General features: G+C 71.3%; 23 protein-coding genes and 2 tRNA genes. 18 read left to right on the plus strand and 7 right to left on the minus strand.

Annotated elements, in window-relative coordinates; all coding sequences use genetic code 11:
• Positions 1-22: 22 nt before the first annotated feature.
• The 3 genes from O7617_RS18720 to O7617_RS18730 all read left to right on the plus strand — a co-directional run bounded on the left by O7617_RS18720 (position 23) and on the right by O7617_RS18730 (position 2,252).
• Positions 23-1,486: an amidase gene (locus tag O7617_RS18720; RefSeq protein ID WP_282257061.1), complete on the plus strand. Its 1,464-nt coding sequence runs from the start codon at positions 23-25 to the stop codon at positions 1,484-1,486.
• Between the two features lie 75 nt (positions 1,487-1,561).
• Complete coding sequence (locus O7617_RS18725) at positions 1,562-1,858, plus strand: hypothetical protein (protein ID WP_282264790.1); 297 nt, start codon at positions 1,562-1,564, stop codon at positions 1,856-1,858.
• Positions 1,845-2,252: a DUF5130 family protein gene (locus O7617_RS18730; protein ID WP_088988018.1), complete on the plus strand. Its 408-nt coding sequence runs from the start codon at positions 1,845-1,847 to the stop codon at positions 2,250-2,252. The genes O7617_RS18725 and O7617_RS18730 overlap by 14 nt, the downstream gene beginning before the upstream one ends.
• A gap of 55 nt (positions 2,253-2,307) precedes the next feature.
• Here the strand turns inward: O7617_RS18730 and O7617_RS18735 are convergent, their stop codons facing one another.
• Both O7617_RS18735 and pepN read right to left on the minus strand, forming a co-directional pair.
• Entirely contained in the window at positions 2,308-2,871 is a 564-nt protein-coding gene (locus tag O7617_RS18735; protein WP_282257062.1) for a Uma2 family endonuclease, read from the minus strand.
• Between the two features lie 85 nt (positions 2,872-2,956).
• The gene (gene pepN, locus O7617_RS18740; RefSeq protein WP_282264791.1) at positions 2,957-5,506 is read right to left on the minus strand and encodes an aminopeptidase N; all 2,550 of its coding nucleotides are present in this window, start codon (positions 5,504-5,506) and stop codon (positions 2,957-2,959) included.
• Between the two features lie 218 nt (positions 5,507-5,724).
• On the opposite strand from pepN, the gene O7617_RS18745 reads away from it, so the two are divergent.
• The 4 genes from O7617_RS18745 to O7617_RS18760 all read left to right on the plus strand — a co-directional run bounded on the left by O7617_RS18745 (position 5,725) and on the right by O7617_RS18760 (position 8,890).
• Positions 5,725-6,351, plus strand: a complete 627-nt coding sequence (locus O7617_RS18745; RefSeq protein ID WP_282257063.1) for a disulfide bond formation protein DsbA — start codon at positions 5,725-5,727, stop codon at positions 6,349-6,351.
• Between the two features lie 171 nt (positions 6,352-6,522).
• Positions 6,523-7,047: a hypothetical protein gene (locus tag O7617_RS18750; RefSeq protein ID WP_282257064.1), complete on the plus strand. Its 525-nt coding sequence runs from the start codon at positions 6,523-6,525 to the stop codon at positions 7,045-7,047.
• Between the two features lie 87 nt (positions 7,048-7,134).
• On the plus strand, positions 7,135-8,334 hold the full coding sequence (locus tag O7617_RS18755; RefSeq protein ID WP_282257065.1) for a DUF1015 family protein: 1,200 nt from the start codon (positions 7,135-7,137) through the stop codon (positions 8,332-8,334).
• Positions 8,335-8,422: 88 nt separating this feature from the next.
• Complete coding sequence (locus O7617_RS18760) at positions 8,423-8,890, plus strand: ribose-5-phosphate isomerase (protein WP_282257066.1); 468 nt, start codon at positions 8,423-8,425, stop codon at positions 8,888-8,890.
• Positions 8,891-8,899: 9 nt separating this feature from the next.
• Here O7617_RS18760 and O7617_RS18765 read toward each other — a convergent pair whose 3' ends face one another.
• Positions 8,900-9,244, minus strand: coding sequence for a hypothetical protein (locus tag O7617_RS18765; protein WP_282257067.1), 345 nt, complete (start codon positions 9,242-9,244; stop codon positions 8,900-8,902).
• Positions 9,245-9,384: 140 nt separating this feature from the next.
• Here O7617_RS18765 and O7617_RS18770 point away from each other — a divergent pair, with 140 nt between their 5' ends.
• Positions 9,385-9,930, plus strand: coding sequence for a hypothetical protein (locus O7617_RS18770; RefSeq protein WP_282257068.1), 546 nt, complete (start codon positions 9,385-9,387; stop codon positions 9,928-9,930).
• 156 nt (positions 9,931-10,086) lie between these two features.
• Here O7617_RS18770 and O7617_RS18775 read toward each other — a convergent pair whose 3' ends face one another.
• On the minus strand, positions 10,087-12,222 hold the full coding sequence (locus tag O7617_RS18775; protein ID WP_282257069.1) for a M14 family zinc carboxypeptidase: 2,136 nt from the start codon (positions 12,220-12,222) through the stop codon (positions 10,087-10,089).
• 186 nt (positions 12,223-12,408) lie between these two features.
• On the opposite strand from O7617_RS18775, the gene O7617_RS18780 reads away from it, so the two are divergent.
• From O7617_RS18780 to O7617_RS18790, 3 genes are all read left to right on the plus strand, one after another.
• Entirely contained in the window at positions 12,409-12,918 is a 510-nt protein-coding gene (locus O7617_RS18780; RefSeq protein ID WP_282257070.1) for a SigE family RNA polymerase sigma factor, read from the plus strand.
• Positions 12,915-13,760, plus strand: a complete 846-nt coding sequence (locus tag O7617_RS18785; protein ID WP_282257071.1) for a hypothetical protein — start codon at positions 12,915-12,917, stop codon at positions 13,758-13,760. The genes O7617_RS18780 and O7617_RS18785 overlap by 4 nt, the downstream gene beginning before the upstream one ends.
• Before the next feature lie 208 nt (positions 13,761-13,968).
• Entirely contained in the window at positions 13,969-14,514 is a 546-nt protein-coding gene (locus O7617_RS18790) for an alpha/beta hydrolase (protein WP_282257072.1), read from the plus strand.
• 299 nt (positions 14,515-14,813) lie between these two features.
• Here the strand turns inward: O7617_RS18790 and O7617_RS18795 are convergent.
• A tRNA-Gly gene (locus tag O7617_RS18795) sits at positions 14,814-14,887 on the minus strand.
• Between the two features lie 339 nt (positions 14,888-15,226).
• On the opposite strand from O7617_RS18795, the gene O7617_RS18800 reads away from it, so the two are divergent.
• From O7617_RS18800 to clpX, 5 genes are all read left to right on the plus strand, one after another.
• Positions 15,227-15,300, plus strand: a tRNA-Pro gene (locus O7617_RS18800).
• 138 nt (positions 15,301-15,438) lie between these two features.
• Positions 15,439-16,785, plus strand: a complete 1,347-nt coding sequence (gene tig, locus O7617_RS18805) for a trigger factor (RefSeq protein ID WP_282257073.1) — start codon at positions 15,439-15,441, stop codon at positions 16,783-16,785.
• A gap of 194 nt (positions 16,786-16,979) precedes the next feature.
• The gene (locus tag O7617_RS18810) at positions 16,980-17,621 is read left to right on the plus strand and encodes an ATP-dependent Clp protease proteolytic subunit (protein ID WP_088988027.1); all 642 of its coding nucleotides are present in this window, start codon (positions 16,980-16,982) and stop codon (positions 17,619-17,621) included.
• A gap of 10 nt (positions 17,622-17,631) precedes the next feature.
• Positions 17,632-18,294 (plus strand): ATP-dependent Clp protease proteolytic subunit, encoded by a 663-nt coding sequence (locus tag O7617_RS18815; protein WP_088988028.1) that lies wholly within the window; start codon positions 17,632-17,634, stop codon positions 18,292-18,294.
• Positions 18,295-18,504: 210 nt separating this feature from the next.
• Entirely contained in the window at positions 18,505-19,800 is a 1,296-nt protein-coding gene (gene clpX / locus O7617_RS18820; protein WP_088988029.1) for an ATP-dependent Clp protease ATP-binding subunit ClpX, read from the plus strand.
• 24 nt (positions 19,801-19,824) lie between these two features.
• Here the strand turns inward: clpX and O7617_RS18825 are convergent, their stop codons facing one another.
• Positions 19,825-20,451, minus strand: a complete 627-nt coding sequence (locus O7617_RS18825) for an XRE family transcriptional regulator (protein ID WP_282257074.1) — start codon at positions 20,449-20,451, stop codon at positions 19,825-19,827.
• 41 nt (positions 20,452-20,492) lie between these two features.
• Here O7617_RS18825 and O7617_RS18830 point away from each other — a divergent pair, with 41 nt between their 5' ends.
• Positions 20,493-21,326, plus strand: coding sequence for a DMT family transporter (locus tag O7617_RS18830; RefSeq protein WP_282257075.1), 834 nt, complete (start codon positions 20,493-20,495; stop codon positions 21,324-21,326).
• A gap of 39 nt (positions 21,327-21,365) precedes the next feature.
• Positions 21,366-22,163, plus strand: a complete 798-nt coding sequence (locus O7617_RS18835; RefSeq protein ID WP_282257076.1) for a carbon-nitrogen hydrolase family protein — start codon at positions 21,366-21,368, stop codon at positions 22,161-22,163.
• Between the two features lie 5 nt (positions 22,164-22,168).
• Here the strand turns inward: O7617_RS18835 and O7617_RS18840 are convergent, their stop codons facing one another.
• Complete coding sequence (locus tag O7617_RS18840; RefSeq protein ID WP_282257077.1) at positions 22,169-22,393, minus strand: hypothetical protein; 225 nt, start codon at positions 22,391-22,393, stop codon at positions 22,169-22,171.
• Positions 22,394-22,714 lie beyond the last annotated feature (321 nt).

Raw genomic sequence — 22,714 nt, forward strand, 5'->3', positions numbered from 1 at the left:
CCCCGGCGGGCAGTATGGGGGAATGGCCGAGCCGCACGACCTGACCGCGTTGGAGCAGGCCGCCGCCGTCGCGCGCGGTGAGCTGTCCAGCGTCGAGCTGGTCGAGCACCACCTGCGGCGGGTGGCCGCGCTCGGCGACACGGTGGGCGCGTTCGTCACCGTCACACCGGAGTCGGCCCGAGAGGCCGCCCGTGCCGCCGACGCCACCCCCACCGACCGGCGCGGTCCGCTGCACGGCATACCGACCGCGATCAAGGACCTGACCCTCACCGCCGGGGTCCGCACCACCTTCGGATCGGCTGCCTTCCTCGACTTCGTCCCGCCGGTCGACGCCGACGTGGTCCGGTTCATCAAGGCCGCCGGCCTGGTCAGCCTGGGTAAGACGACCACCTCCGAGTTGGGTTGCTCGCTCTACTCGGAGGGCCGGGTCGCGCCGCCCGCCCGCAACCCGTGGCAGTTGGCGTACACCGCCGGGGGCTCCAGCGGCGGCGCGGCGGCGGCGGTGGCCGCCGGGCTCGTCCCGGTCGCCCAGGGCTCCGACGGCGGCGGTTCGCTGCGCATCCCGGCGTCGCTGTGCGGCCTGGTCGGCTACAAGCCCAGCCGTGGCCTGGTCTCCGGCGGGCCGGTCGGCTCCGGCGCGTTCGGGCTGCCCACCGGCGGCCCGCTCGGGCGGACCGTCACCGACGTCGCCGCGCTGCTCGACGTCATGGCCGTGCCGGTGCCCGGCGAGCCCTACCTGCCACCGCCCACGCCGCCCGAGGGCTACCTGGCCGTGGCGCGCCGGGCCGAGCCCGGCCCACTGCGGATCGGCCGGTTCACCACGCCGATGCTCGCCGACGAGCCGGTGCACCCCGACTGCGTGGCCGCCGTGGACTCCGCCGCCGCGCTGCTCACCGCGGCCGGGCACGAGGTGGTCGAGGTGCCGCCGCCGCTCACGCCCGCGGTGTGGCCGCTGTTCGAGATCCTCTGGTACGTGTTGGCGCTCGCCCCGGTGCCGCCGCAACGGGAGGCGGAGCTGCTGCCGTTGACCCGGCTGATGCGCGCCCGTGGTGCCGAGATCAGCGCCGGCACGCTCGCCGCCACCCTCGGGGAGTTGCAGGCGCAGGTCCGCCTCGGCACCCGGCGCACCGCCGGATTCGATCTGCTGCTCTGTCCCACCCTGGCCGCCCCGCAGGCGCCGGTGGGCTGGTTCACCGCCGATGGCGACCCGGCGGCCGACTTCGACAGGCAACGCCGCTTCTCGCCCTACTGCGCCGTCTTCAACGTCACCGGCGATCCCTCCGTCTCCCTGCCGGTGGGCAGCACGACCGACGGGTTGCCCGTCGGGGTGCTGCTCACGGGCCGGTACGGTGACGACGCGCGGCTGATCGCGACCGCTGCGCAACTGGAGAACTCCAGTGACGGATGGGATCGGCACCCCGCAATCTGGCGGGCCGTCGACTCCGCTAACGTGAATGGTGACGGCGTCGGGTGGCCGGCATCATGATCGTCCATTCGACCCGGCTGTTCGAGGTCGTCCTTCTTCCGCCTGGGGGCGTTGGGATTGTCTGTTACCGAGACGTTGCTGGTCTTCGTCGGCATCCCGGTGGCCGCGGTGCTGGTCATCACCGGTCTCACCTTCGCCGGCAGCCGTGGTGGTGCCACCACCGGCGGCGGTGGCCACAAGCGCTACCGTCCGGGCCGGCCCTTCGACTTCACTCCGGTCTGGTTCCTGGGCCGCCCGGAGCAGCTGGCCGACTCGGCCGGCACCGCGCTGACGGCGGGGGCGCAGGCGCCCGCGCTGACCAGCCACAAGCTTGAGCAGGCCGGCGTCGAGGCGCCGGCCGGTGGAACCGGAGGCGCAAGTGACCGTTGGTGAGAAGCAGACCGGGTCGGAGAATCCGCCCGAGGTGCTGGACGGGCCCTTCTCGACCCGCCAGCTGCTGCGCATCGACGAGGCGTTGCGCCTCGCCGACCAGGGCACCGGCCTGGTCTTCTCGGTCTTCGTCGGTGGTCTCGACGAGCCCGTCCGGGAGCACGCCCAGCGGCTGCACCGCCAGCTCGCCGACCCCGACAAGTCGGTGCTGATCGCGGTGTCGCCCAACCAGCGTCAGCTGGAGATCATCACCGGTCGGTACGCCCGCAAGCGCATCCCCGACACGTACGCGAAGCTGGCCGCGCTCTCCATGGCCGGTGCCTTCAGTGGGGGCGACCTGGCCGGCGGCATCATCAACGGCCTCGACCAGCTCGCCAGCCACGCCGGCAAGGGCTGAGCCCTTCCTTCCACGACGAAGCCCGGCCCGCTGCTAGTGGGCCGGGCTTTCGCGTTCAGCGGGGCCAGGCTGAGGGGTCCAGCTTCATCGGCCACGGCTCGTCCACGTTGACCGGGTCGTCCGGGCCCAGGGTGCCCAACAAATCGTAGTGCTCGCCCTCGCCAAGCCGATACCGGTAGATCACCGGGCCGAATTTGCCCCGTTCCACCCGCCAGTAGTGCGCGATGCCCGCCTCGGCGTAGAGGGCGGGCTTGGTGAACCGATCGTGGCGACGACTTCCCGTCGACTCGACCTCCAGGACGAGCGCGATGTCCGCCGGTTCGGCCCACATCCGCCCGCGCGGCGCGCCTGGGCGCAGCGCCGTCAGATCGGGGATGAGATTGCCGCCGGGGACATGCACCCCGATCTCCCGGATCACCCGCCACCCGGCGGGAGCCGCCAGGGAGAGCGCCATACGGATCTCGTCCGCCAGCTCATGGTGCTCGGGACCGGCTGGAGGGGTCACGTGCAGGCTCCCGTCGATGATCTCGTAGCGGTTCCCGTCCTCAGGCAGGTCGAACAGGTCCTGCTCGCGCCAGCCCCGCTCCGGGGGGCGCCACTCGTAGGTCGGCTGCGCCATCACGTCCACCTCCTCCTGTCACGATAATGCCCGAGGCCGGCGCGGGGATCACACCCACGCCGGCCCCGGGCCGCGTATTCGGTGCTCAGGCGGTCTGGGCGTCCTTCGCGCGGGCCTTCAACGCCCGCACCACACCGTCGCGGCCCTCGGCGACCAGCCGACGCAGCGGGCCGGGGTGCCCGTCACCTTCCAGCCACGCGTCGGTGGCCGCCACCGTGTCGTCCTCCACCAGGTAGGTCGGGTACGCCAACTGCGCGAACTCCTGCGCCGGCTCGCTGTCCCGGGTGGCCCACACCTGCGCGACGGTGGCGAAGTACCGCTCCCGGTACGGGGCGACCAGCTCCACCTGGGTCGGGTGTGCGAAGCCCTGCAACAGCGCCCGGTGCCGCCAGTTGGGCAGCGCGTCGGGGCCGGTCAGCAGGTCCCACAGGGCGGCCTTGTTCTCCGCCGTCGGCACCAGCGCCCTGGCGTACGCGGCTTCCCGCTCACCGCTCGCGGTGCGGTCACCGGCCAGTTCCGCGTCGATCTCGGCGGCACCGGCCGCACCGTTCGCCACCAGGGACGCGAGGACGGACCACCGCAACTCGGTGTCCACGGTCAGCCCGGCCGGGATGCCGGTGCCGTCCAGCCAACCGCGCAGCGTCGCCAGATCCTCCTCGGAGCGCGCCGCCGAGGTGAACGCGCGGGCCCAGGCGATCTGGAAACCGCTGCCCGGCTCGGCGGCGGCGAGCGCGTCCCGGGCCGTCCGGGCCAGGTCGGCCCAGCCGGTCGGCGCCCACGCGGGGTCGGCGTACAGGGTGAGCGTGGTGGTCGCCTGCCGCAGGGTGGCGGTGACCAGGTTGATGTCGGTCTCGGCGGGCAGCCCGCTCAGCGTCAGCGCCACGTAGTCGCGGGCGGACAGCTCCGCGTCGCGGGTCATGTCCCACGCGGCGGTCCAGCACAGCGCCCGGGCCAGCGACGACTCGAAGCCGCCGATGTGCTGCACCACTGTCGCCATCGAACGCTCGTCGAGGCGCAGCTTGGTGTAGCTCAGGTCGTCGTCGTTGAGCAGCAGCACGTCGGCGGCCCGCACACCGCGCAGCTCGGCGAGGTCGGTCCGCTCGCCGGTCACGTCCACCTCGTACCGCTCGCGGCGGACCAGCCGCCCGTCGGTCAGGTCGTAGAGGCCCACACCGATCCGGTGCGTCCGCAGCGTCGGGTACGCGGTCGGCGCCTCCTGCCGGACCGCCACCTGCTCGTAGGTGCCGTCCGCGCCGATGGTCACCTCCGGGCGCAACGTGTTGACCTGCGCGGTCTCCAGCCACTGCGCCGCGAACTTGCGCAGCTCCCGGCCGGAGGCCGCCTCCAACTCGGTGAGCAGGTCGTCGAAGGTGGCGTTGCCCCAGGCGTGCTTGCCGAAGTAGGCCCGCAGCCCGGCGACGAACGGCTCCTCACCCACGTACGCGACGAGCTGCTTGAGCACGCTCGCGCCCTTGGCGTACGTGATGCCGTCGAAGTTGACCTCGACCGCCTCCATGTCCGGCATCTCGGTGTAGACCGGGTGCGTGGAGGAGAGCTGGTCCTGCCGGTAGCCCCAGTTCTTGCGGATGGACAGGAAGGTCGTCCACGCCTCGGTGAACCGGGTGGCGTTGGTGTTGCACCAGTGGCTGGCCCACTCGGCGAACGACTCGTTGAGCCACAGGTCGTTCCACCAGCGCATGGTGACCAGGTCACCGAACCACATGTGGGCCAGCTCGTGCAGGATCGTGTTGGCCCGCTGCTCGTACTCGAAGTCGGTGACCTGCGAGCGGAACAGGTAGTGCGACTCGGCGTGCGTGACGCAGCCGAAGTTCTCCATCGCGCCGGCGTTGAAGTCGGGCACCCAGAGCTGGTCGTACTTCGGCAGCGGGTAGCGCACGTCGAACTTCTCGTGGAAGAAGTCGAAGCCCTGCTTGGTGATCAGGAACAGGTCGTCGGAGTCCAGGTAGCGCGCCATCGACGCGCGGCAGAACACGCCCAGGTCGATGCCGTCGTGGCTGTCCCGAACCTCGTGGTACGGCCCGGCGCACATCGCCGTGATGTAGGTGCTCATCCGGGGCGACTCGGCGAAGTGCAGCGTCTTGAGCCCGTCACCGGCCGGCTCCTCCCGCTGCACCGGCATGTTGGACACCGCCCGCCAGTGCGCGGGCACGGTGGCGTGCCAGGTGTAGACGCTCTTCAGGTCGGGCTGGTCGAAGCAGGCGAACACCCGCTGCGCGTCGGCGGTCTCGAACTGGCTGTAGAGGTACGTCTCGCCGTCCACCGGGTCGACGGTGCGGTGCAGCCCCTGACCGCTGTTCGAGTAGGCGAAGTCGGCGTCGACGACGAGCGTGTTGTCGCTGTCCAATCCGGACAGCACCAGGCCCTTCTCGGCCGACCAGTCGGAGAGGTCGACCGGTGTGCCGTTCAGCGTCGCGGACCGCACCGACTCGGCGGCCAACTCGATGAACGTGCTCGCACCCGGCTCCGAGCAGCGGAAACGGACCTCGGTCGTGGACCGGAACGTGCGGCCGTCGGCCGCCAGCACCGCTGTCGACAGGTCCAGACTGATGTCGTACCCCGTCACGTTGAGCAGGCGGGCCCGCTCGGTCGCCTCGACCTGCGTCAGGTTGCGCACTCCCGGCACGTTCGTCTCCATCCCACATCACGCCGACGCCCGGCGGCGTCCGTCTCCCCGCCACTCGTGACGGCTGGCCCGATTCGAGTCTTCCACGTACGGGCAGCCCGCGGTGGCCGAGGTCACGCTCTCATTCGGGTGCCGCTCGATGCGCCGTGGGGTGAGGATTCGGGTGAGACGCCGGAGCGCCGGCGCCCCTGTTGAGAAGGGACCTCACCGTGACCGAACGCGTCACCGCCGACATGTGGTTCGACCCGGCCTGCCCCTGGGCGTGGATCACGTCCCGCTGGCTGCTCGAGGTCGAGCAGGTCCGGGACGTGGACATCCGTTTCCACGTGATGAGCCTCGCTGTGCTCAACGACGGCCGGGACGAGCTGCCCGAGGACTACAAGACCTTCCTCCGCACCGCCTGGGGCCCGGTGCGGGTCTGCATCGCCGCCGAGCAGCGCTACGGCAACGACGTCCTGCGCCCGCTCTACACCGCACTCGGCACCCGGATCCACCTCGGCAAGGAGGAGCGGCGGCACGAGCTCTACGTCGCCGCGCTGACCGACGCCGGCCTGGACCCGGCGTTGGCCGACGCCGCCGACAGCACCGACTTCGACGAGGCGTTGCGGGCCAGCCACGAGGCCGGCATGCGCCCGGTCGGTCAGGACGTCGGCACTCCGGTCGTGCACGCCCCCGGCCCGGACGGCAGCCCGGTCGCGTTCTTCGGCCCGGTGATCACTCCGGCCCCGAAGGGGGAGGCCGCCGGTCGGCTCTGGGACGGCGTCCTGCTGGTCGCCGGCACGCCGGGCTTCTACGAGCTGAAGCGCACCCGCGAGCAGGACCCGATCTTCGACTGAGCGGTACGGAAGGGCCCCGGTCAGCGCCGGGGTCCTTCCGCGTACGCCCCACGGCGTGTCGGGTCGCCGCCCTGCCCGTCCCGTCACCGGGAGACCGCCGCGCTCGTTGGCCTGCATGTCCGCCGCAGCGACCCACGGGGTCGCAAGCCGCAGTCCGTGGAGGCGATCCCGATGGCCAAGCACCGTGCGTCCGGTGACGATCAGTTGACCCGACCGGGGGTGATCGACGATTCCGGAGCGGCCTACTGGTCCGTCGACGACTCCCGCTGGCCGGTGGTCCGTCCCGATCTGCCCGCCCACCTGGTCGATCTGCTCGCGCCCCCCATCGTGGTGGGCGTCGCCCGGGTGCCGGTGACCTCCCGGCTCACCCCGCCCGCGCCGGCCATCCCGCTGCCGACGGCCACCGACCCCGCGCCGACGGCCACCGACCCCGCACCGACGGATCTGCCGGCCCTTGCCGCACCGGCGGAACCCGCGCCTCCACCGCCGGCTCCGGCCGCCCCGCGCCCGGTGCCGACGCCGCCGCTGAACCCGCGACCCGTTCCGTCGCCGCCCCCGGAGCGCCCGGTGCCGGGACCGCCCGCGTCGCCTCGTCGCAGCGTGAACAGCGGACCGGTCGGGACCGTCCGGCGGGGCGCCAACGGCCCGGTGAGCGTCGGTCGGCACCGCCGGGGCGTTTCCGACCGCACCGGCTGACCGCCGCGCCGGGCCTGGCGCTTTCATCTGATGGACGCCCTGCGGGTCCCCGTCGGCGGCGACGCCGTCGCCGGTAGCGTCACGGGTATGACGGTCGTGCATCCGATCACCCGAGCGTGGGTCACCACTGGTGGCACCGGCGCGCAGAACTACGACGAGTTCGCCGACGACGCGGAGATCACCGCGATCATCGAGGCGAACCCGCACAGTGCCCTCGGCATCGAGATGCCGCACCGCGCCCCGCAGAGCCTGGGCAGGTCCTTCCTCGACGCGCTGCCGGACGCGGTCTCCCGCCTCGCCGAGGCCAAGGCCGACGGGAGCTACACCCCCGCCGAGCAGGTCGTGGTGCTCTACCGGATCACCGCAGCCGGTGAGGAGCCCGCGTACGGGCTGTTCGCGATGGTGGACACCGACCAGATCTCCACCCGGGCCGACGAGCCGGGCCTGGTCATCCGCAACGAGGACGTGTTCATCGCCAAGGTGCGGGAGCGGGTGGCCCTGGCCGAGGCGCTGGGTCACCTGCTCTCACCCGTACTCCTGCTGCAGACCGGGCGTGGCGACGAGCTGCACGCCGCCCTCGCGACGGCGACCGAGACGGCCGGCGCGCCCGCCGCGACGGACACCGACCAGGCGGGGCGCACGCACGCGATCTGGCTGCTCGGCCCCGGCCCGGAGCAGACCGCGCTGACCGCTCTCGCCGGTGGCGGGGAGCTGGTCGTCGCGGACGGCAACCACCGCAGCCTGGCCGCCCAGACCGGTGGGTTGTCCCGGTTCCTGGCCGTGGTCACCACCCCCGCGTCGGTGGCCATCCAGCCGTACAACCGCTTGGTCAGCGAGCTGACCACCACGCCGGACGAGCTGCTCGACCGGCTGCGGGCCGCCGGCGCCGAGGTCGAGCCGATCGACGGCCCGGTCGAGGTCCCGGCGGCCGGCGGCACCGTGCACCTGCGCCTCGACGGCCAGGGGTACGCGGTACGCCTGCCGGCCACGGCCAGCGCCCGGCTGGAGAACCTGGACCACGCCCTGGTCGAGCGGTTGCTGCTGCGCGACGCGCTCGGTCTCGACCCGGGCGACAAGCGGATCACCTACGTGGGTGGTGACTACCCGGCGAGTTGGCTCACCGGTGAGGTCGACGCCGGCCGGGCCGAGCTGGCCATCCTGATCGCCCCGGTGACCGTGGCGGACTTCGTCGCGGTGAATCTGGCCCGGGAGAAGATGCCCCGAAAGAGCACCTGGTTCACCCCGAAGGCGCGCGGCGGTCTGGTCGTCGCCGAGCTGCCGCGCTGAGCGGCACACCGCTCTACCGTGTGACGAACCCGGCTCTCCGACGCCGCCGCTGCGACGTCGGAGAGCGCGGCCTGACAGACTGCCCGGTATGCGCGTCTACCTGGGATCCGATCACGCCGGTTTCGAGTTGAAGGTGCACCTGGCCAATCACTTGGCCATGCAGGGGTACGAGGTGGTCGACGTCGGCCCGCACGCCTATGACCCGGACGACGACTACCCGACGTTCTGCCTGCACACCGGCACGCAGGTGGTGGCCGACGAGACGGGTCTCGGCGTGGTCATCGGCGGGTCCGGCAACGGTGAGCAGATCGCCGCGAACAAGGTCGCCGGGGTCCGGGCCGCGCTGGCCTGGAGCGTGGAGACCGCTCAGCTGGCCCGCCAGCACAACGACGCCAACGTGGTCGCGGTCGGCGCCCGGCAGCACACGCTGGACGAGGCCACCGGCATCGTCGAGGCGTTCCTGAACACGCCGTTCTCCGGCAACGAGCGGCACGCCCGTCGGATCGCCCAGGTGGCCGAGTACGAGCAGACCCGGAAGCTGCCCGACCTGCCCTGAGCCAGGACGTCAGCGCGGCGAGCGGGGCAACTCCTCGCGGGGCACCCAGTTGCGTCGGACGACGACCACCCGGGCCTCGGCCTCGGCCAGGTCGTCCTCGGTCGGTCGGGCCGCGTCCCGGGCTCGTAGGGCGGCGCTCAGCCCCACCTGGGACGAGCCGGAACCGACCAGCCCGCGTAGCCCCCGCTCGCCGTCGCGCTCGTCGCCTCCCGGGCCTCTGCGGCGCGGCGGCGGCGGGTCGTCCCCGTCGTGCACCCCGGCGGTGCTGGCCGTCGGGGTGTCGACGCCGCGCCCGGCCGGGTCGGAGTCGTGGTGGTGGCGTAGCCGTCGCCGTCGTCGGTCCGGGTCACCCATCAGCCGACCGTACCCTGCCCGCGGTGGGATCCGGCACCGTCGGGCCGGTGTGCGTCTCGGGCGGGGTCGGCGACCGATTTGCCGGGTGGCTACCCTCGGATTCAGGCGGCGGTGATGCCGTCGGTCAGGGGGAGGACGAGATGGCAGACCAGACGCAGCCGTGGGCGGAGCGGACCGTGGAGGTGCCGCCGCAGGCCGGCGTCGAGGTGCCGCCGCAGCGCGACGGGTTCCGCCGGGGCGTGGCGCCGGTCGGTCAGCCGCGCAACCCGCGGACCGAGCCGTTCCCGACCGTCGAGCAGGAGCCGACCGGCACCGGTTGGCCCGGCGGGCCGGTCCCGCGCCGGTCGCTGAGTTCACGGATGGCGCAGCTGCGTCGCGGCGGTGAGTGGAGTGCGGCGGCCGGGCTCTTCGCGTTCGTCTGCTGGGGGATCTGGGCGCTGTCCGGTCAGGGCGACCTGAGCGGCCCACTGCTGGTGCTGGTGCTCAGCCTGCTGGTGGCGGTCGGCCTGTTCGCCCTGGCCCGGTTGGTCGGCCGGGTGGTGCTGGAACGGCAGTTGGGGCGGGTCCGGCGCAGTGCCCGAGGTGCTCACCTGGCGACTGCGGTGTTCCTCGCCGGCCTCGGTGTGGCCTGGCTCCAGCAGACCGAGTGGGTCGTCTCCGCCTGGAACTGGATCTCCTCGAACTGATCCGAGCGCGTACGGGCGGGTCGGCTCAGGGCCGCCCGCCCGTACGCCCGGTCGCGGCACACCGCGACACCGGTCGTCTCCCCACCAGGCACTGTCGCTGCTTACCCGGCCGGCCACGGTTCATCCGTGGCCGGCCGGTCCCCGTTCGAGGGCGCCTCAGCCGGCGGGCTGGGCGGCGGCGTAGTCGCGGGCCACCCGCACCAACTCGACCAGCCCGCCCGCGTACTCCTGGGACTCGCCGTGCGCCTCGTCGAACGGCGGCTGGAAGCCGACGCCCTCCCACTGGCCGGTGGCCGGGTTCCACCTGTCGTTGCCGACCTCGAAGTCCCAGGCGAAGATGCCCAGCTCGTAGTAGAGCTGGTCGGCCGAGTTGCCGGCGGCGGAGTAGAGCACGTCGGCGACCGGCCCGGTCTGCGACGGCCAGGTGACCGTGCCGCGTTCCTGTGCGATGGCGCCGACGATCCGCCGGGCGCTGTCGAGGAACAGCGTGGACTCGTCGATCGACGGTCGCGGCAGGGTGACCCTGCCGTCGGCCCGGTACGCCCCCGGCGGCCACATGAAGTACCCGCCGTAGGAGTGCACGTTCATCGCGAACTTGATGTTCGGGTGGTCCTCGGCGAGCGCGATGACGTTGCGGCTCTCCGCCTCGGACAGCTCGGCCGTGCCCGCGTAGTTGCCGGAGAGGCAGTTGGCGCTGGCGCCCACGTAACCGTCGAAGTACGAACCGACCGTGTAGTTGCGGTTGATGTCGACGCCCCACGAGGTGCGGTTCTTCGGGTCGCGGGCCGCCCCGGTGCAGTGGTTGACCAGGTTCTTGCGCTGGAAGTTGAAGTCGTTGAACGAGTAGTTCGCGCCGTCGGGGTTGACCGTCGGGATGACGAAGACGTCGACCTGCTCCAGCAGCTCCCGGGTGGCCGCGTCGGTCCGGGCGTTGGCCAGCATCCGCTCGGCGAACTCCAGCGTCACCAACGGCGTGGCCCACTCCCGGGCGTGCTCCTGGGAGTACGCGAGCACACCGACCCGGGAGCCGTCCCGGTGGACGCCGAGGCGCAGCGCCTGCACCGTCCACGGCCGGGCCGGCACCTCGGTGCCCTGCAGACCGTCGTCGAGTCGGACCGGACCGGCGACGGGCATCGGCAGCCCGGCCGAGCCGTCCTCGACGGTGGCCCGGAACCGGTCCGGTTGACGGGCGTTGATCGCCGCGGCGACCTCATCGGTGGTGCTCACCGTCTTGCCCCCGGCGTCGGTGGCCAGTGACACGGTCAGCACGCGGTCGCGGTAGCCCACGGTCAGCGGCCGGTTCGGTCGACCCGGGTCGACGGTGCGCACCTGCACGCCGTTCATCCCCTGATCGCCGAAGCGCACCGACTCGACCACCACGGCCGCGACCGCCGGGTCACCCAGGTACGCGACGGCGGTGCGCCGGTATCCCTGCGTCTTGTTCGGCAGGTCGATGACGTCGACCAGGTCCCGGTACTGGCGGGCCAGCCGCTTGATGCGGGCCTGGATGTCGGTCGGCGTCAGGTACGCGTCGATGAAGTCCTTCTGGTAGCCGGCCGGCAACGGTGGCGGGGCGGCGTTGGGCCAGAGCGTCGGCGTGATCGCCCGGCTGACCCCGCCGAGGCTGGAGGTGGCGGTCAACTGGACCGGTCGGCTCGGCACCGGCTGGGGGAGGTTGTAGTGGTACTGGTACTCGCCGGAGTCCTCGAACCGGTACAGCGGGAACGACCCGGTGGCGCCGTCGGCCGTACGCCAGCTGACGGTGATCTCCACATCCGGGTCGTCGGTGGCGGTGGTGGCCACCTGGGCCTGCAGGAACGTCTGGCCGGTCGTGGTCCACCAGTACGCCTGCTGGACCTGGAGGGTGTCGGTGTTCGCGGCGGTGCGTTGGCCGGCCGGAGCGCGTAGCCCGGCGGCGGTGCGGGCCTGGGCCGCGCGGACGCTCTCGGCGTAGTTCCGGCTGCCGTCCTCGGCGCGCTGCACGATCTGCACCGCCCGGGCGCCCTGCGCGGTCAGCTCGGCGAGCTGCGCGCCGGTCAGCACGAGATCGGCGAGGATCTGCCCGTCCCGGGTGCGGGGTCGGTTGGCCAGGTCCGCGCCTGCGGCGACCAGCCGGTCGAGCTGCGCCTGATCGCGTAGCCGCACCCGGACCAGTGCGGTTTCGGCGGTGTTCAGGGTGATCTGCGGGGCGGGGTCGGCTGGTGCGGCGGTTCCGGGCGCGGGGTGTGACAGCACTGCGCCGAACAGGATCGCTGTGGTGGCGGCAGCTGTCCACCGTCGTCGGACGATCATGTGCCCTCCTGACGGGTGTCGATGTCTTTCTGGTCCTTACACCAGTGCACAGATCGATACATGTCAAGGTGCCGTCGCGCGCTCCCCCGGTTCCGCGTTGATCCCGGTGAGATCCGCGCGAGTTCCGGAGCAACCCCCTGCCCCCGACCCCGCGTGACTACCTCGAATCGGGGATCGGAGGCCTGAATGAGCGATCGCGACACGGCGTTCTCCGAGTACTTCGCGGCACGGTCCGGTGCCATGCGCGGCACGGCGTACCTGCTGTGCGGCGACTGGCACCGTGCCGAAGACCTGGTCCAGACCGCGTTCGTCAAGCTTTACCGGGTCTGGAACCGGGTCTCCCGGCACGAGGTGCTCGACAGCTACGTACGCCAGATCCTGATCCGCACATTCCTGGACGAGCGACGGCGTGGCTGGTGGCGACGCGAACGGGTGGGAGGCGAGGACGCCGAGCAGGTGGCCCCGCCGGACTCACCGGAGAGCCGGTTGCTGCTGCTCCAGGCGTTGGCGCGGGTGGCACCGCGCCAACGCGCCGTGCTGGTCCTCCGCTACTGGGAGGACCTGTCGGTCGAGGATGTCGCGGCGCTGCTGGAGTGCTCTCCAGGGACGGTGAAGAGCCAGGCGGCACGCGGGCTCGACACGTTGCGTGGCCTCCTGGCACCCACCTACAGCGAGATCGGTATGGGGGAGCGATGAACGAAGACGAGTTGCGCGCGGGGTTGCGCGGCGAGATGGCGCGCCTCACCCCGCCACCACCATCGAGCGCGGCGGCCACACTCGGGGTGGCCCGGCGGGCGTACCTGCGCCACCGCGCGCTGTGGGCCTCGGTCGGGACTGCGGCCGTCGTGTTGGCGGTCACGGGCTTCGCGGCCGTCGCCACTCCGGACGGTCGTGTCTACCAACCCGCGGGTCACGGTCCGCCGGTCGCGCCGGATGCGTCGGGCGACACCGCGAAGCCGTGGCCGACCGGGCCCGACGGTCGCCCGCAGGAGGACCGGACAGCGCGGGCCGGCACCAGGTACGACCAGGGGGCCAAACTGCTCCAAAATGTCGTCGCGATCGTGCCCACCGGCTACACCGCGCCGGACGACCCGCCGAACCCGCCGGACGGCCAGATGACCCTGCGGACCCACCAGGCGCAGTTCGAGGCCACAGTGGACGGAGCCGACAAGTGGAGTTACTCGACCTCCGTCGCCGTGGCGCAGGGCGAGGGCACCGGGCGCGTCATCGTCGAGGTGCACGAGGCGGGCGCCCGCGAACTGCCCACCGAACCGTGTGCCCTGGCCCAGACGTTCTGGGGGATGGAGGGCGAATGTCAGGTCGAGAACGTGGGAGCGGCGCAGGTCGGCGTGGTGGTTCGACCCGGCAGGGACGACCGGCTGGACCAGTGGTCGGCGTACCGGCACCCCGATGGCGTGGTGGTGTACGTGGCGCAGGGCAAGAAGCTCGACGATCTTCGGCCGGAGCTGACGACGCTGCCGTTCTCCGTGCCGCAACTGGCGGCCCTCGCGATCGACGAACGGTTCCACCTGAAGTGACACGGTGACCCGGCCGCCCCCGGGGTGGGCCCAGGTGCCGCGACCCCACGGTGCACTGGGCCCTGGCTCGGGGCGGTCAGGATCGCGCCGCACCGGTCACCCCTGAACACCAGCGCCGATCGCGGCTGGAACACCACTGCGACGGATCGGCGACGAGCCCTGTCTTTCCCCGGGTGCTGCGTCGGGCTTCGCCAGTACCCTCGTCCGCATGGCTGACGCTGTCGTGATTCCCGGCGGTAAGTTCGGCCCGGGCGCGCCCCTGCTGATGTACGCCGGCGATGTGGCGGAGCAGCGGGGCGCAACCGTGCACCGGCACTCGTGGTCGCAGGAGTTTCCAGAGTTCGATCAGCCGGGGATCCAGAGCTGGGTCAGCGGCGAGATCGCTCCCCTTGTCGACACCGTCGGCGGTCGCCCACTGTTGATCGGCAAGTCGCTCGGCACGAACGCGGCAGTGATCGCCGCCGAGAGATCCCTCCCCGCCGTGTGGCTCACGCCCTTACTGACGATGCCGTGGGTGGTTGCTGCTCTGGACCGCGCAACCGCGCCGATCCTCCTCGTGGGCGGCACCGCCGACACGTTCTGGGACGGTGACATCGCCCGACGCCTCTCACCCCATGTGCTGGAGGTGGAAGGCGCGGACCACGGCATGTACGTACCTGGTCCGCTCACCGAGTCGATCGCGGTGCTCGGCCGCGTCGTGGTCGCCGTGGAGGAGTTCCTCGACGCCGTCGACTGGCCCGACCGGGCGCGTTGACACGGGCGCGCCCGATCGGAGACGGAGTGGCGCCGCGGCCGAGGTGCCGCGATCATGCGGTGTACCTGGGCCTTCTTCGTTCCCGTTGACGGGCACCCGTTCGCGGACCACGGGGGCTACGCTCGCGCCACTGCTGTGGCCGCTGTCGCTCGCGACTGTGCTGACTGTGTTGATCATTCGGCTGCGGAGACGTAACCGGACGGACGCCGCCGAGTCGACAGTTGCCAGCATCGCCGGCTAGGGGAGCGGCCGACCGGCCCGGACCGAGCGATGGAGCCTCTGACCTGGGCCTTCGTGTGTGGAGCGGGCGACGGGAATCGAACCCGCGTAGTCAGTTTGGAAGACTGAAGCTCTACCATTGAGCTACGCCCGCGTGCACCTCACCTGAGCGGGGTGCGTCGACAGCGTACCCAATGCTTGTGCCCGGCGTGCAGCCGCGCCACCGCCTGGCGGCGTCGCGTCGCCGCGTCGCCGCGCGGCACGCTCTGAAGATCAACGCAGGCTCGGCGATGTGGCGGCTTCCCGGCCGGTGGACACCGCCACCTCGCCGACGTTGCGTCGATCATGGCGGCCCGCCGGCCCGCCAGCCCGCCAGCTCGGCGGTCCGGCCGCCGGGAGTTGGGGTTAACGATGACTTTCGGGGGACTTGTCCGGGTGGCGGATGCCCCGGCACCGCCTGGGGCGTGGCGACGGCATAGACTGCTCGTCGCCACGGGGTGTGGCGCAGCTTGGTAGCGCACTCGCTTTGGGAGCGAGGGGCCGTGGGTTCAAATCCCGCCACCCCGACTGTCGTCCGCGGCCGGGCCGACCCGGGTGCCGCCCAGTGCGGTCCCCGGGCGATGCCGGAGCGTCCGGCCGGCTCGCCTACACTCGATGGGCTGAATCACGCCCAGACTCAACTGAGATCCGTCAAGGAGTACGCCTGTGAAGAGCACCGTCGAGACTCTGAGCCCGACGCGCGTGCGGCTCGCCATCGAGGTGCCGTTCGTCGAGCTCGAGCCGAGCCTCAAGAAGGCGTACCGGGAGATCGGTTCGCAGGTCCAGGTTCCGGGCTTCCGCCGGGGCAAGGTGCCGACCGCCGTGATCGACCAGCGGGTCGGCCGGGGCACCGTCCTCAACGAGGCGGTCCAGGAGGCCATCCCGGAGAACATCCTCGCCGCGGTGCGCGAGCACGACCTGAAGACGCTGGGGCGCCCCGAGGTCGAGATCACCGAGTTCAACGACGGTGACTCGCTGAACTTCACCGCCGAGGTCGACGTCCGCCCGGAGATCACCATCCCGGACGCCTCCACCATCGAGGTGGTCGTGGACGAGCTGCAGATCGACGAGAGCGAGATCGACGAGCAGGTGAAGAACCTGCGGGAGCGTTTCGCGACCCTCAAGACCGTGGAGCGGGCCGCCGCCGAGGGTGACTTCGTCCAGATCGACCTCAACGCCACCGTCGACGGCGAGGACGTGCCGGGCGGCCAGGCCAGCAACATCTCCCACGAGGTGGGCAGCAAGCAGCTCCTGCCGGGCCTCGACGAGGCCGTCGTCGGTCTCGCCGCCGGCGACGACACCACCTTCACCACCCAGCTGGTCGGCGGCGACTTCGCCGGTCGCGACGCCGAGGTGGCGGTGACCGTGCGCACGGTCAAGGAGAAGGAGCTGCCCGAGCTGAACGACGAGTTCGCGCAGATGGCGAGCGAGTTCGACACGATCGAGGAGCTGCGCGGCGACCTGCGTTCGCGGGTCACCCAGGGCAAGCAGGTCGAGCAGATCTACGCCGCTCGGGACAAGGCCCTGGCGCAGCTGGTCGAGGCCGCCGAGATCCCGGCCCCGGAGGGTGTCGTCCGCGAGGAGGTCGAGAGCCGCAAGCAGGCGATGGTCGACCAGCTGGAGCGGATCGGCGCCTCCATGGAGGAGTACCTCGCCGCCGAGGACAAGACCGAGGAGCAGATCGACGCCGAGCTGACCGAGGCGGCGACCGAGGGCGTCAAGGTCCAGCTCCTGCTGGACACGCTGGCCGACGCCGAGGACGTGCAGGTCTCCGACGACGAGTTCGGTCACGAGATCGTGCACCGGGCGCAGCGCGCCGGGATGGCCCCGCAGCAGTACTACGACCAGCTGGTGCGCTCCGGCGCGGCTGCGGCCGTCTTCGGGGACGTGCGGCGGGGCAAGGCGCTCGCGGCCGTCATGGAGCGGATCACGATCAAGGACTCGGCCGGCAATGGCATCACCCTTGACGCGCTGCGCGCCGCCAACGAGGCCGAGCACAACCACCAGCACTGATCGTCGGGTGCGGCCGCCGTCCGCCGCTGTGCGGTGGACGGCGGCCGAATCCTTTCCCCGGGTACGCCGGGAGCCCGCGCCGCGGGTGTGCCCGACACAGCTGCGCTGAGAGCGAACAGTGCCCCGACCGGGACTCTGCCGCCCCGCACACCGGTTAGTGTCGGGAAAGACGGTACGGAGAGCGAAGGGCTGCCATGACCGACATGCACATCCCCAAGAAGTCGCTCCGGGCGATTGACGCGCGCGGTGGCGACTCCATTGGCAACCTCGACGACTCGGTCTACAACCGGTTGCTCAAGGAACGCATCATCTTCCTGGGCAGTGAGGTGACCGACCAGGTCGCCAACCGCATCTGCGCGCAGCTGCTGCTGCTCGCCGCGGAGGACCCGGACCGCGACATCAACCTGTGGATCAACTCGCCGGGTGGCTCGGTCTACTCCGGCATGGCGATCTACGACACCATGCAGTTCATCGACAACGACGTGTCGACCGTGGCGATGGGCATGGCGGCCTCGATGGGCCAGCTGCTGCTCTGCGCGGGCACCAAGGGCAAGCGTTACGCCCTGCCGCACGCCCGGATCATGATGCACCAGCCGTCCGGCGGCCTGGGCGGCACGGCGTCCGACATCGCCATCCAGGCGGAGCAGATGCTCTACACGAAGCGGATGTTCCAGGAGCGGGTCGCGCACCACACCGGCCAAGACCAGTCGCAGATCGAGGCGGACTCGGACCGGGACCGTTGGTTCACCGCCCAGGAGGCCATGGACTACGGCTTCATCGACAAGGTGATCATCGGGGCCGCTCAGGTTCCGGATGGCGCCGGGACCCTGAGCTGAGGAGCTGACGATGACTGATCTGAGCCTGCCGCCCCAGTTCGCGGCCGTGCACAACCGTTACGTGTTGCCGTCGTTCGTGGAGCGCACGTCGTACGGGGTGAAGGAGTCCAACCCGTACAACAAGCTCTTCGAGGACCGGATCATCTTCCTCGGCGTCCAGGTGGACGACGCGTCGGCCAACGACGTGATGGCCCAGCTGCTGACGCTCGAGGGCACCGACCCGGACCGCGACATCATCATGTACATCAACTCGCCGGGTGGTTCGTTCACCGCGATGACGGCGATCTACGACACCATGCAGTACGTCCGTCCGGACATCCAGACGGTCTGCCTCGGGCAGGCCGCCAGTGCGGCGGCTGTGCTGCTCTCGGCGGGCACTCCGGGTAAGCGGATGGCTCTTCCGAACTCGCGGATCATCATCCACCAGCCGGCCACCGAGGGCGGCTACGGGCAGGGCTCGGACATCGAGATCCAGGCCCGGGAGATCCTGCGGATGCGGACGCAGCTGGAGGACATGCTGTCCCGCCACTGCAACCGCCCGATCGAGCAGGTTCGCAAGGACATCGACCGTGACAAGATCATGACGGCCGAGGAGTCCAAGGAGTACGGGCTGGTCGACACGATCCTGACCAGCCGCAAGAAGGGCTTGCTGGCCGCTCAGGCCGCCAGCTGAGCTGTACCGGGTCAGAGGTTGGCCGGGGCGTGAAGTTCCCGGCCGACCTCTGACACACCCGTTTTGGGGGTCGGAGATTGCCCCGCCAGCGGGTAACGTCGGGTCCGTACCGCTTCGCCGGTCGGCCCGGCGGGGTGAACTAGCCGGGCGGCGCGCAGCGTCCGCAGGTCAGGGCCGGGGCTCCGGCCGATGAGTGCAGGGAGAACGTAGGTGGCACGGATCGGTGACGGCGGCGACCTACTGAAATGCTCCTTCTGCGGCAAGTCGCAGAAGCAGGTCAAGAAGCTCATCGCGGGCCCAGGGGTCTACATCTGCGACGAGTGCATCGATCTCTGCAACGAGATCATCGAAGAGGAGCTGGCCGAGTCCGGCGAGGTGAAGTGGGAAGAGCTTCCCAAGCCGATGGAGATCTGCCAGTTCCTCGACAACTACGTCGTGGGGCAGGACCAGGCCAAGAAGGCCCTCGCGGTGGCGGTCTACAACCACTACAAGCGGATCCAGGCCGAGGCGGCCAACGCGCCCGGCTCCGGCAGTGATGCCGTCGAGCTGGCCAAGTCCAACATCCTGCTGCTCGGTCCGACCGGCTGCGGTAAGACCCACCTGGCGCAGACCCTGGCCCGGATGCTGAACGTCCCGTTCGCGATCGCCGACGCCACGGCGCTGACCGAGGCGGGCTACGTCGGCGAGGATGTGGAGAACATCCTCCTCAAGCTGATCCAGGCCGCGGACTACGACATCAAGCGTGCCGAGACCGGGATCATCTACATCGACGAGGTCGACAAGATCGCTCGTAAGTCGGAGAACCCGTCGATCACGCGCGACGTCTCCGGTGAGGGCGTGCAGCAGGCGCTGCTCAAGATGCTCGAAGGCACAGTGGCGAACGTGCCGCCGCAGGGTGGGCGCAAGCACCCACACCAGGAGTTCATCCAGATCGACACCACCAACGTGCTGTTCATCTGCGGTGGTGCGTTCGCCGGTCTGGATCAGATCATCGAGTCCCGCACCGGGCAGGGCGGCACCGGCTTCGGTGCCCGGCTCCGGTCGGTGTCCGAGCGGTCGACCGATGACATCTTCAGTCAGGTCATGCCGGAGGACATGCTCAAGTTCGGGTTGATCCCGGAGTTCGTCGGCCGGCTGCCGGTGATCACCAACGTGCGCAGCCTGGACCGCAGTGCCCTGGTGCGCATCCTCACCGAGCCGCGCAACGCGCTGGTCCGGCAGTATCAGCGCCTGTTCGAGCTGGACGGGGTCGAGCTGGAGTTCGACGAGCCGGCGCTGGAGGCGATCGCCGACCAGGCCATGCTGCGGGGCACCGGTGCCCGTGGTCTGCGGGCCATCATCGAGGAGGTCCTGCTCTCCGCGATGTACGAGGTGCCGAGCAACCCCGACGCCGCCCGGGTGCTGATCACCCGCGAGGTCGTCCTGGAGAACGTCAACCCGACGATCGTGCCGCGCGAGTTCACCGGGCGGCGGGCCCGGCGCGAGCGCGAGGAGAAGTCGGCCTGATCCTCCCCGCAGCACGCCGGCCGCTCACTCCTGACGCGGCCGGCGTGATCGCGTTCGGCGGTCCCACTCGCCCGACGGGGTGACTGTCACCATCATCAGCCGGGCCGGCTCGGCGGTGTCGTTGCGGTAGCCGTGTTCTCGGTCGGCGTGGAACTCGATGGTCTCGCCGGCCCGCACACGGTGGTCCTGCCCGTCGACCCGGACGACCACGGTGCCGGTGAGGACGTGCAGCACCTCCCGAGTGCCGCGCGGGTGGTCGGCGGAGCGGTGGTCCTCGTCCGGTGCCAGCTGCCAGTCCCACAGTTCGACGAGGTCTGGCTCGCCCAGGCCGCTCAGCAGGCGAGCCGTGCCGCCGTGCTCACCCTGCCAGAGCACCGGCGCCTGGGCCGCCGAGGTGATTTTCACGGTCCCTACCTCGGCCGGCTCCAGGAGCTGGGCGATGTTGACGCCGAACGCGTCGGCGACCCGGCAGAGCGTGCCGACGCTCGGGTTGGTGCGCGCGCCCTCGATCTGCACGAGCATCCCTTTGCTCACCCCGGACCGGCCGGCCAACTCGTCGAAGGACCACCCTCGGGCGGCCCGAAGGTCGCGTACCTGCCGGGCCACCGCGGCGGTCACCGCGCTCACCCGATCCGATCCGGCTTCGGTCATTAAACTATCCTTCACGGTCACTATTGTGATACGACAGGGGCATGCTCCCCATTGTCCTGGCAACCGTGTCCGCCGTCGCCTTCGGCATCGCCGACTTCTCCGGCGGAAAGGCGTCCCGTCGCGCCGACCCGATCGCCGTGACCGTCGTCTCCCAACTCCTCAGCGTCCCGCTGCTCGTCGTCCTGGTGCTGGCGGTGCCGGGCGCCCCGACCGTCGCGGACATCTGCTGGGGTCTGCTCGCCGGGGTGGCGGGCGCCGGCGGGGTCATGCTGCTCTACCGGGCCCTCGCCGGCGGGATGATGGCCGTCGTGGCACCCGTCACCGCGATCACCGCCGCAGTGGTGCCGATCATCGCCGGCCTGTTCACCGCGTCCTTCCCAGGTGCCCTGGCACTCACCGGCGCCGGTCTCGCGGTGCTCGCGATCGCACTGGTCAGCCTGGGGGAGGGCGGCGAACGACGGGGCGTCCCGGCCCGGCTCGTCGGGCTGGCTCTCGCCGCCGGAGCGCTCTTCGGTGTCTTCTTCACCCTCCTCGGCCAGGCCGACCAGAGCGCCGGGATGTGGCCGGTGGCGGCGGTGCGGGTCAGCTCGATCGCGGTCGGCCTCGCACTGGCCGCCGGCACCGGCGTGCGGTTGCGACTCGGACGGCGGGTGCTGGGCTGGGCGGCTGTCGCCGGTCTCCTCGACAGCGCCGCCAACGGGCTCTTCCTGGCCGCCGCCGCCCGTGGTCACCTGAGCATCATCGCGGCGATCACGGCGCTCTATCCGGCCAGCACCGTGCTGCTGGCGTTGGGCGTCGACCGGGAACGGCTGCGCCCGATCCAGGTCGCCGGGCTCGGGTTCGCCGCCGGGGCTCTGGTGTTGGCCAGCATCTGACGCTGTCCACGCCGGCTCCTCCGGCCGTACCCTGTGCTCATGCGTGTCGCCGTCTGCCAGCTGAACGCCCGGGACGACCGCAAGGCCAACCTGGCCGCCGCCGAGGTCCTGCTGGAACGCGCGGCGGCGGGTGGCGCGGACCTGGCCGTCCTACCGGAGTACGTCGACTACCTCGGTCCGGCCGCCGGGCTGCCCGAGCCGGAGCCGGTGGACGGTGAGGTCGGCAGCTTCTTCGCCGGGATCGCCCGGAGGCTCGGGATCTGGGTGGTGGCCGGCTCGTTCCACGAGGCCGGGCCGGACCCGGAGCACACCTGGAACACGTCGCTGGTCTTCGACCGCAGCGGCAGCCTCGCCGCGAGCTACCGAAAGATCCATCTGTACGACGTCGAGATCCCCGGTCGGGTCTCCTATCTGGAGTCCGCGACGGTCGCGCCCGGGGTCCAAACCGTCGTGGTGGACGTCGAGGGCCTGCGCGTCGGTCTGTCGATCTGCTACGACCTGCGCTTCCCGGAGCTGTACCGGTTGCTCGCCACCGACGGGGGAGCGCACCTGCTGGTGGTGCCGGCGGCATTCATGATGCACACCGGGCGGGACCACTGGGAGGTCCTGCTGCGGGCCCGGGCCATCGAGAACCAGTGCTTCGTCGCGGCGGCGGGCCAGACCGGCGACCACGAGCCAGGTCGTACCTGCTTCGGACGCAGCATGGTGGTCGACCCGTGGGGGACCGTCCTCACCCAGTTGCCGGACGGCCCAGGTGTGTCGGTCGTCGACCTGGACCTCGATCGCCTCGCCGCGATCCGGGCCGAGCTGCCCAGCCTGGCCAACCGCCGGCTGTAGAGCCCTCACCCCTCCAACAGGACACCGATCACCGCGAACCCGGCGATGGCCGCGGCGGTGACCAGCAGCGCGGTGGTCATCCGGGACCTGCCCCGTCGGGCGAGACGCCCCACCGAGAGCACCAGGACGACAAGCACGACCGCGCCGATCACCACCTGCCAGAACGGCAGGAGGAGGCCGAGTAGCGCCTCCTCGGCGAACACCCTGCCCTCGATCCCGGACTCATCCATGCCTGACACTCTGGCACGTCGAGGCAGCCCGCGTCCCGGGCTGCGCCGGGACTGTCGCCTGGTCGGACGCCGCGTCCGGCCGACAGCCACCGCGGGCCGGATTGCCGGGCCGTGCGGCGGTTGTTACGTGGGGGTTCTCGGGCGGGCCGACGGTCGTCGGGTGCTGGCTCGGGGGCCGTGTGGGCGGTCGTTACCGGCGGTTCCCGGCTGTGCGGGTGGCCGTCGCTTGCCGGTTTCCGGGCCATGGAAGCTGTCATTGCCTGCGGTTTCCGGGCCGTGCCGACCGTCATCGGGTGCCGCTCCGGGCCGTACCGGCGGCAG

Source organism: Micromonospora sp. WMMD1155 (assembly GCF_029581275.1).
Classification (GTDB): domain Bacteria; phylum Actinomycetota; class Actinomycetes; order Mycobacteriales; family Micromonosporaceae; genus Micromonospora.

What these genes read in the sequence shown, in the direction of transcription:
- O7617_RS18720 (WP_282257061.1), top strand. Translation starts at nt 23, where the DNA reads ATGGCCGAGCCGCACGACCTGACCGCGTTGGAGCAGGCCGCCGCCGTC.
- O7617_RS18735 (WP_282257062.1), bottom strand. Translation starts at nt 2,871, where the DNA reads ATGGCGCAGCCGACCTACGAGTGGCGCCCCCCGGAGCGGGGCTGGCGC.
- O7617_RS18750 (WP_282257064.1), top strand. Translation starts at nt 6,523, where the DNA reads ATGGCCAAGCACCGTGCGTCCGGTGACGATCAGTTGACCCGACCGGGG.
- O7617_RS18755 (WP_282257065.1), top strand. Translation starts at nt 7,135, where the DNA reads ATGACGGTCGTGCATCCGATCACCCGAGCGTGGGTCACCACTGGTGGC.
- O7617_RS18760 (WP_282257066.1), top strand. Translation starts at nt 8,423, where the DNA reads ATGCGCGTCTACCTGGGATCCGATCACGCCGGTTTCGAGTTGAAGGTG.
- O7617_RS18765 (WP_282257067.1), bottom strand. Translation starts at nt 9,244, where the DNA reads ATGGGTGACCCGGACCGACGACGGCGACGGCTACGCCACCACCACGAC.
- O7617_RS18770 (WP_282257068.1), top strand. Translation starts at nt 9,385, where the DNA reads ATGGCAGACCAGACGCAGCCGTGGGCGGAGCGGACCGTGGAGGTGCCG.
- O7617_RS18775 (WP_282257069.1), bottom strand. Translation starts at nt 12,222, where the DNA reads ATGATCGTCCGACGACGGTGGACAGCTGCCGCCACCACAGCGATCCTG.
- O7617_RS18780 (WP_282257070.1), top strand. Translation starts at nt 12,409, where the DNA reads ATGAGCGATCGCGACACGGCGTTCTCCGAGTACTTCGCGGCACGGTCC.
- O7617_RS18785 (WP_282257071.1), top strand. Translation starts at nt 12,915, where the DNA reads ATGAACGAAGACGAGTTGCGCGCGGGGTTGCGCGGCGAGATGGCGCGC.
- O7617_RS18790 (WP_282257072.1), top strand. Translation starts at nt 13,969, where the DNA reads ATGGCTGACGCTGTCGTGATTCCCGGCGGTAAGTTCGGCCCGGGCGCG.
- O7617_RS18810 (WP_088988027.1), top strand. Translation starts at nt 16,980, where the DNA reads ATGACCGACATGCACATCCCCAAGAAGTCGCTCCGGGCGATTGACGCG.
- O7617_RS18815 (WP_088988028.1), top strand. Translation starts at nt 17,632, where the DNA reads ATGACTGATCTGAGCCTGCCGCCCCAGTTCGCGGCCGTGCACAACCGT.
- O7617_RS18825 (WP_282257074.1), bottom strand. Translation starts at nt 20,451, where the DNA reads ATGACCGAAGCCGGATCGGATCGGGTGAGCGCGGTGACCGCCGCGGTG.
- O7617_RS18830 (WP_282257075.1), top strand. Translation starts at nt 20,493, where the DNA reads ATGCTCCCCATTGTCCTGGCAACCGTGTCCGCCGTCGCCTTCGGCATC.
- O7617_RS18835 (WP_282257076.1), top strand. Translation starts at nt 21,366, where the DNA reads ATGCGTGTCGCCGTCTGCCAGCTGAACGCCCGGGACGACCGCAAGGCC.
- O7617_RS18840 (WP_282257077.1), bottom strand. Translation starts at nt 22,393, where the DNA reads ATGGATGAGTCCGGGATCGAGGGCAGGGTGTTCGCCGAGGAGGCGCTA.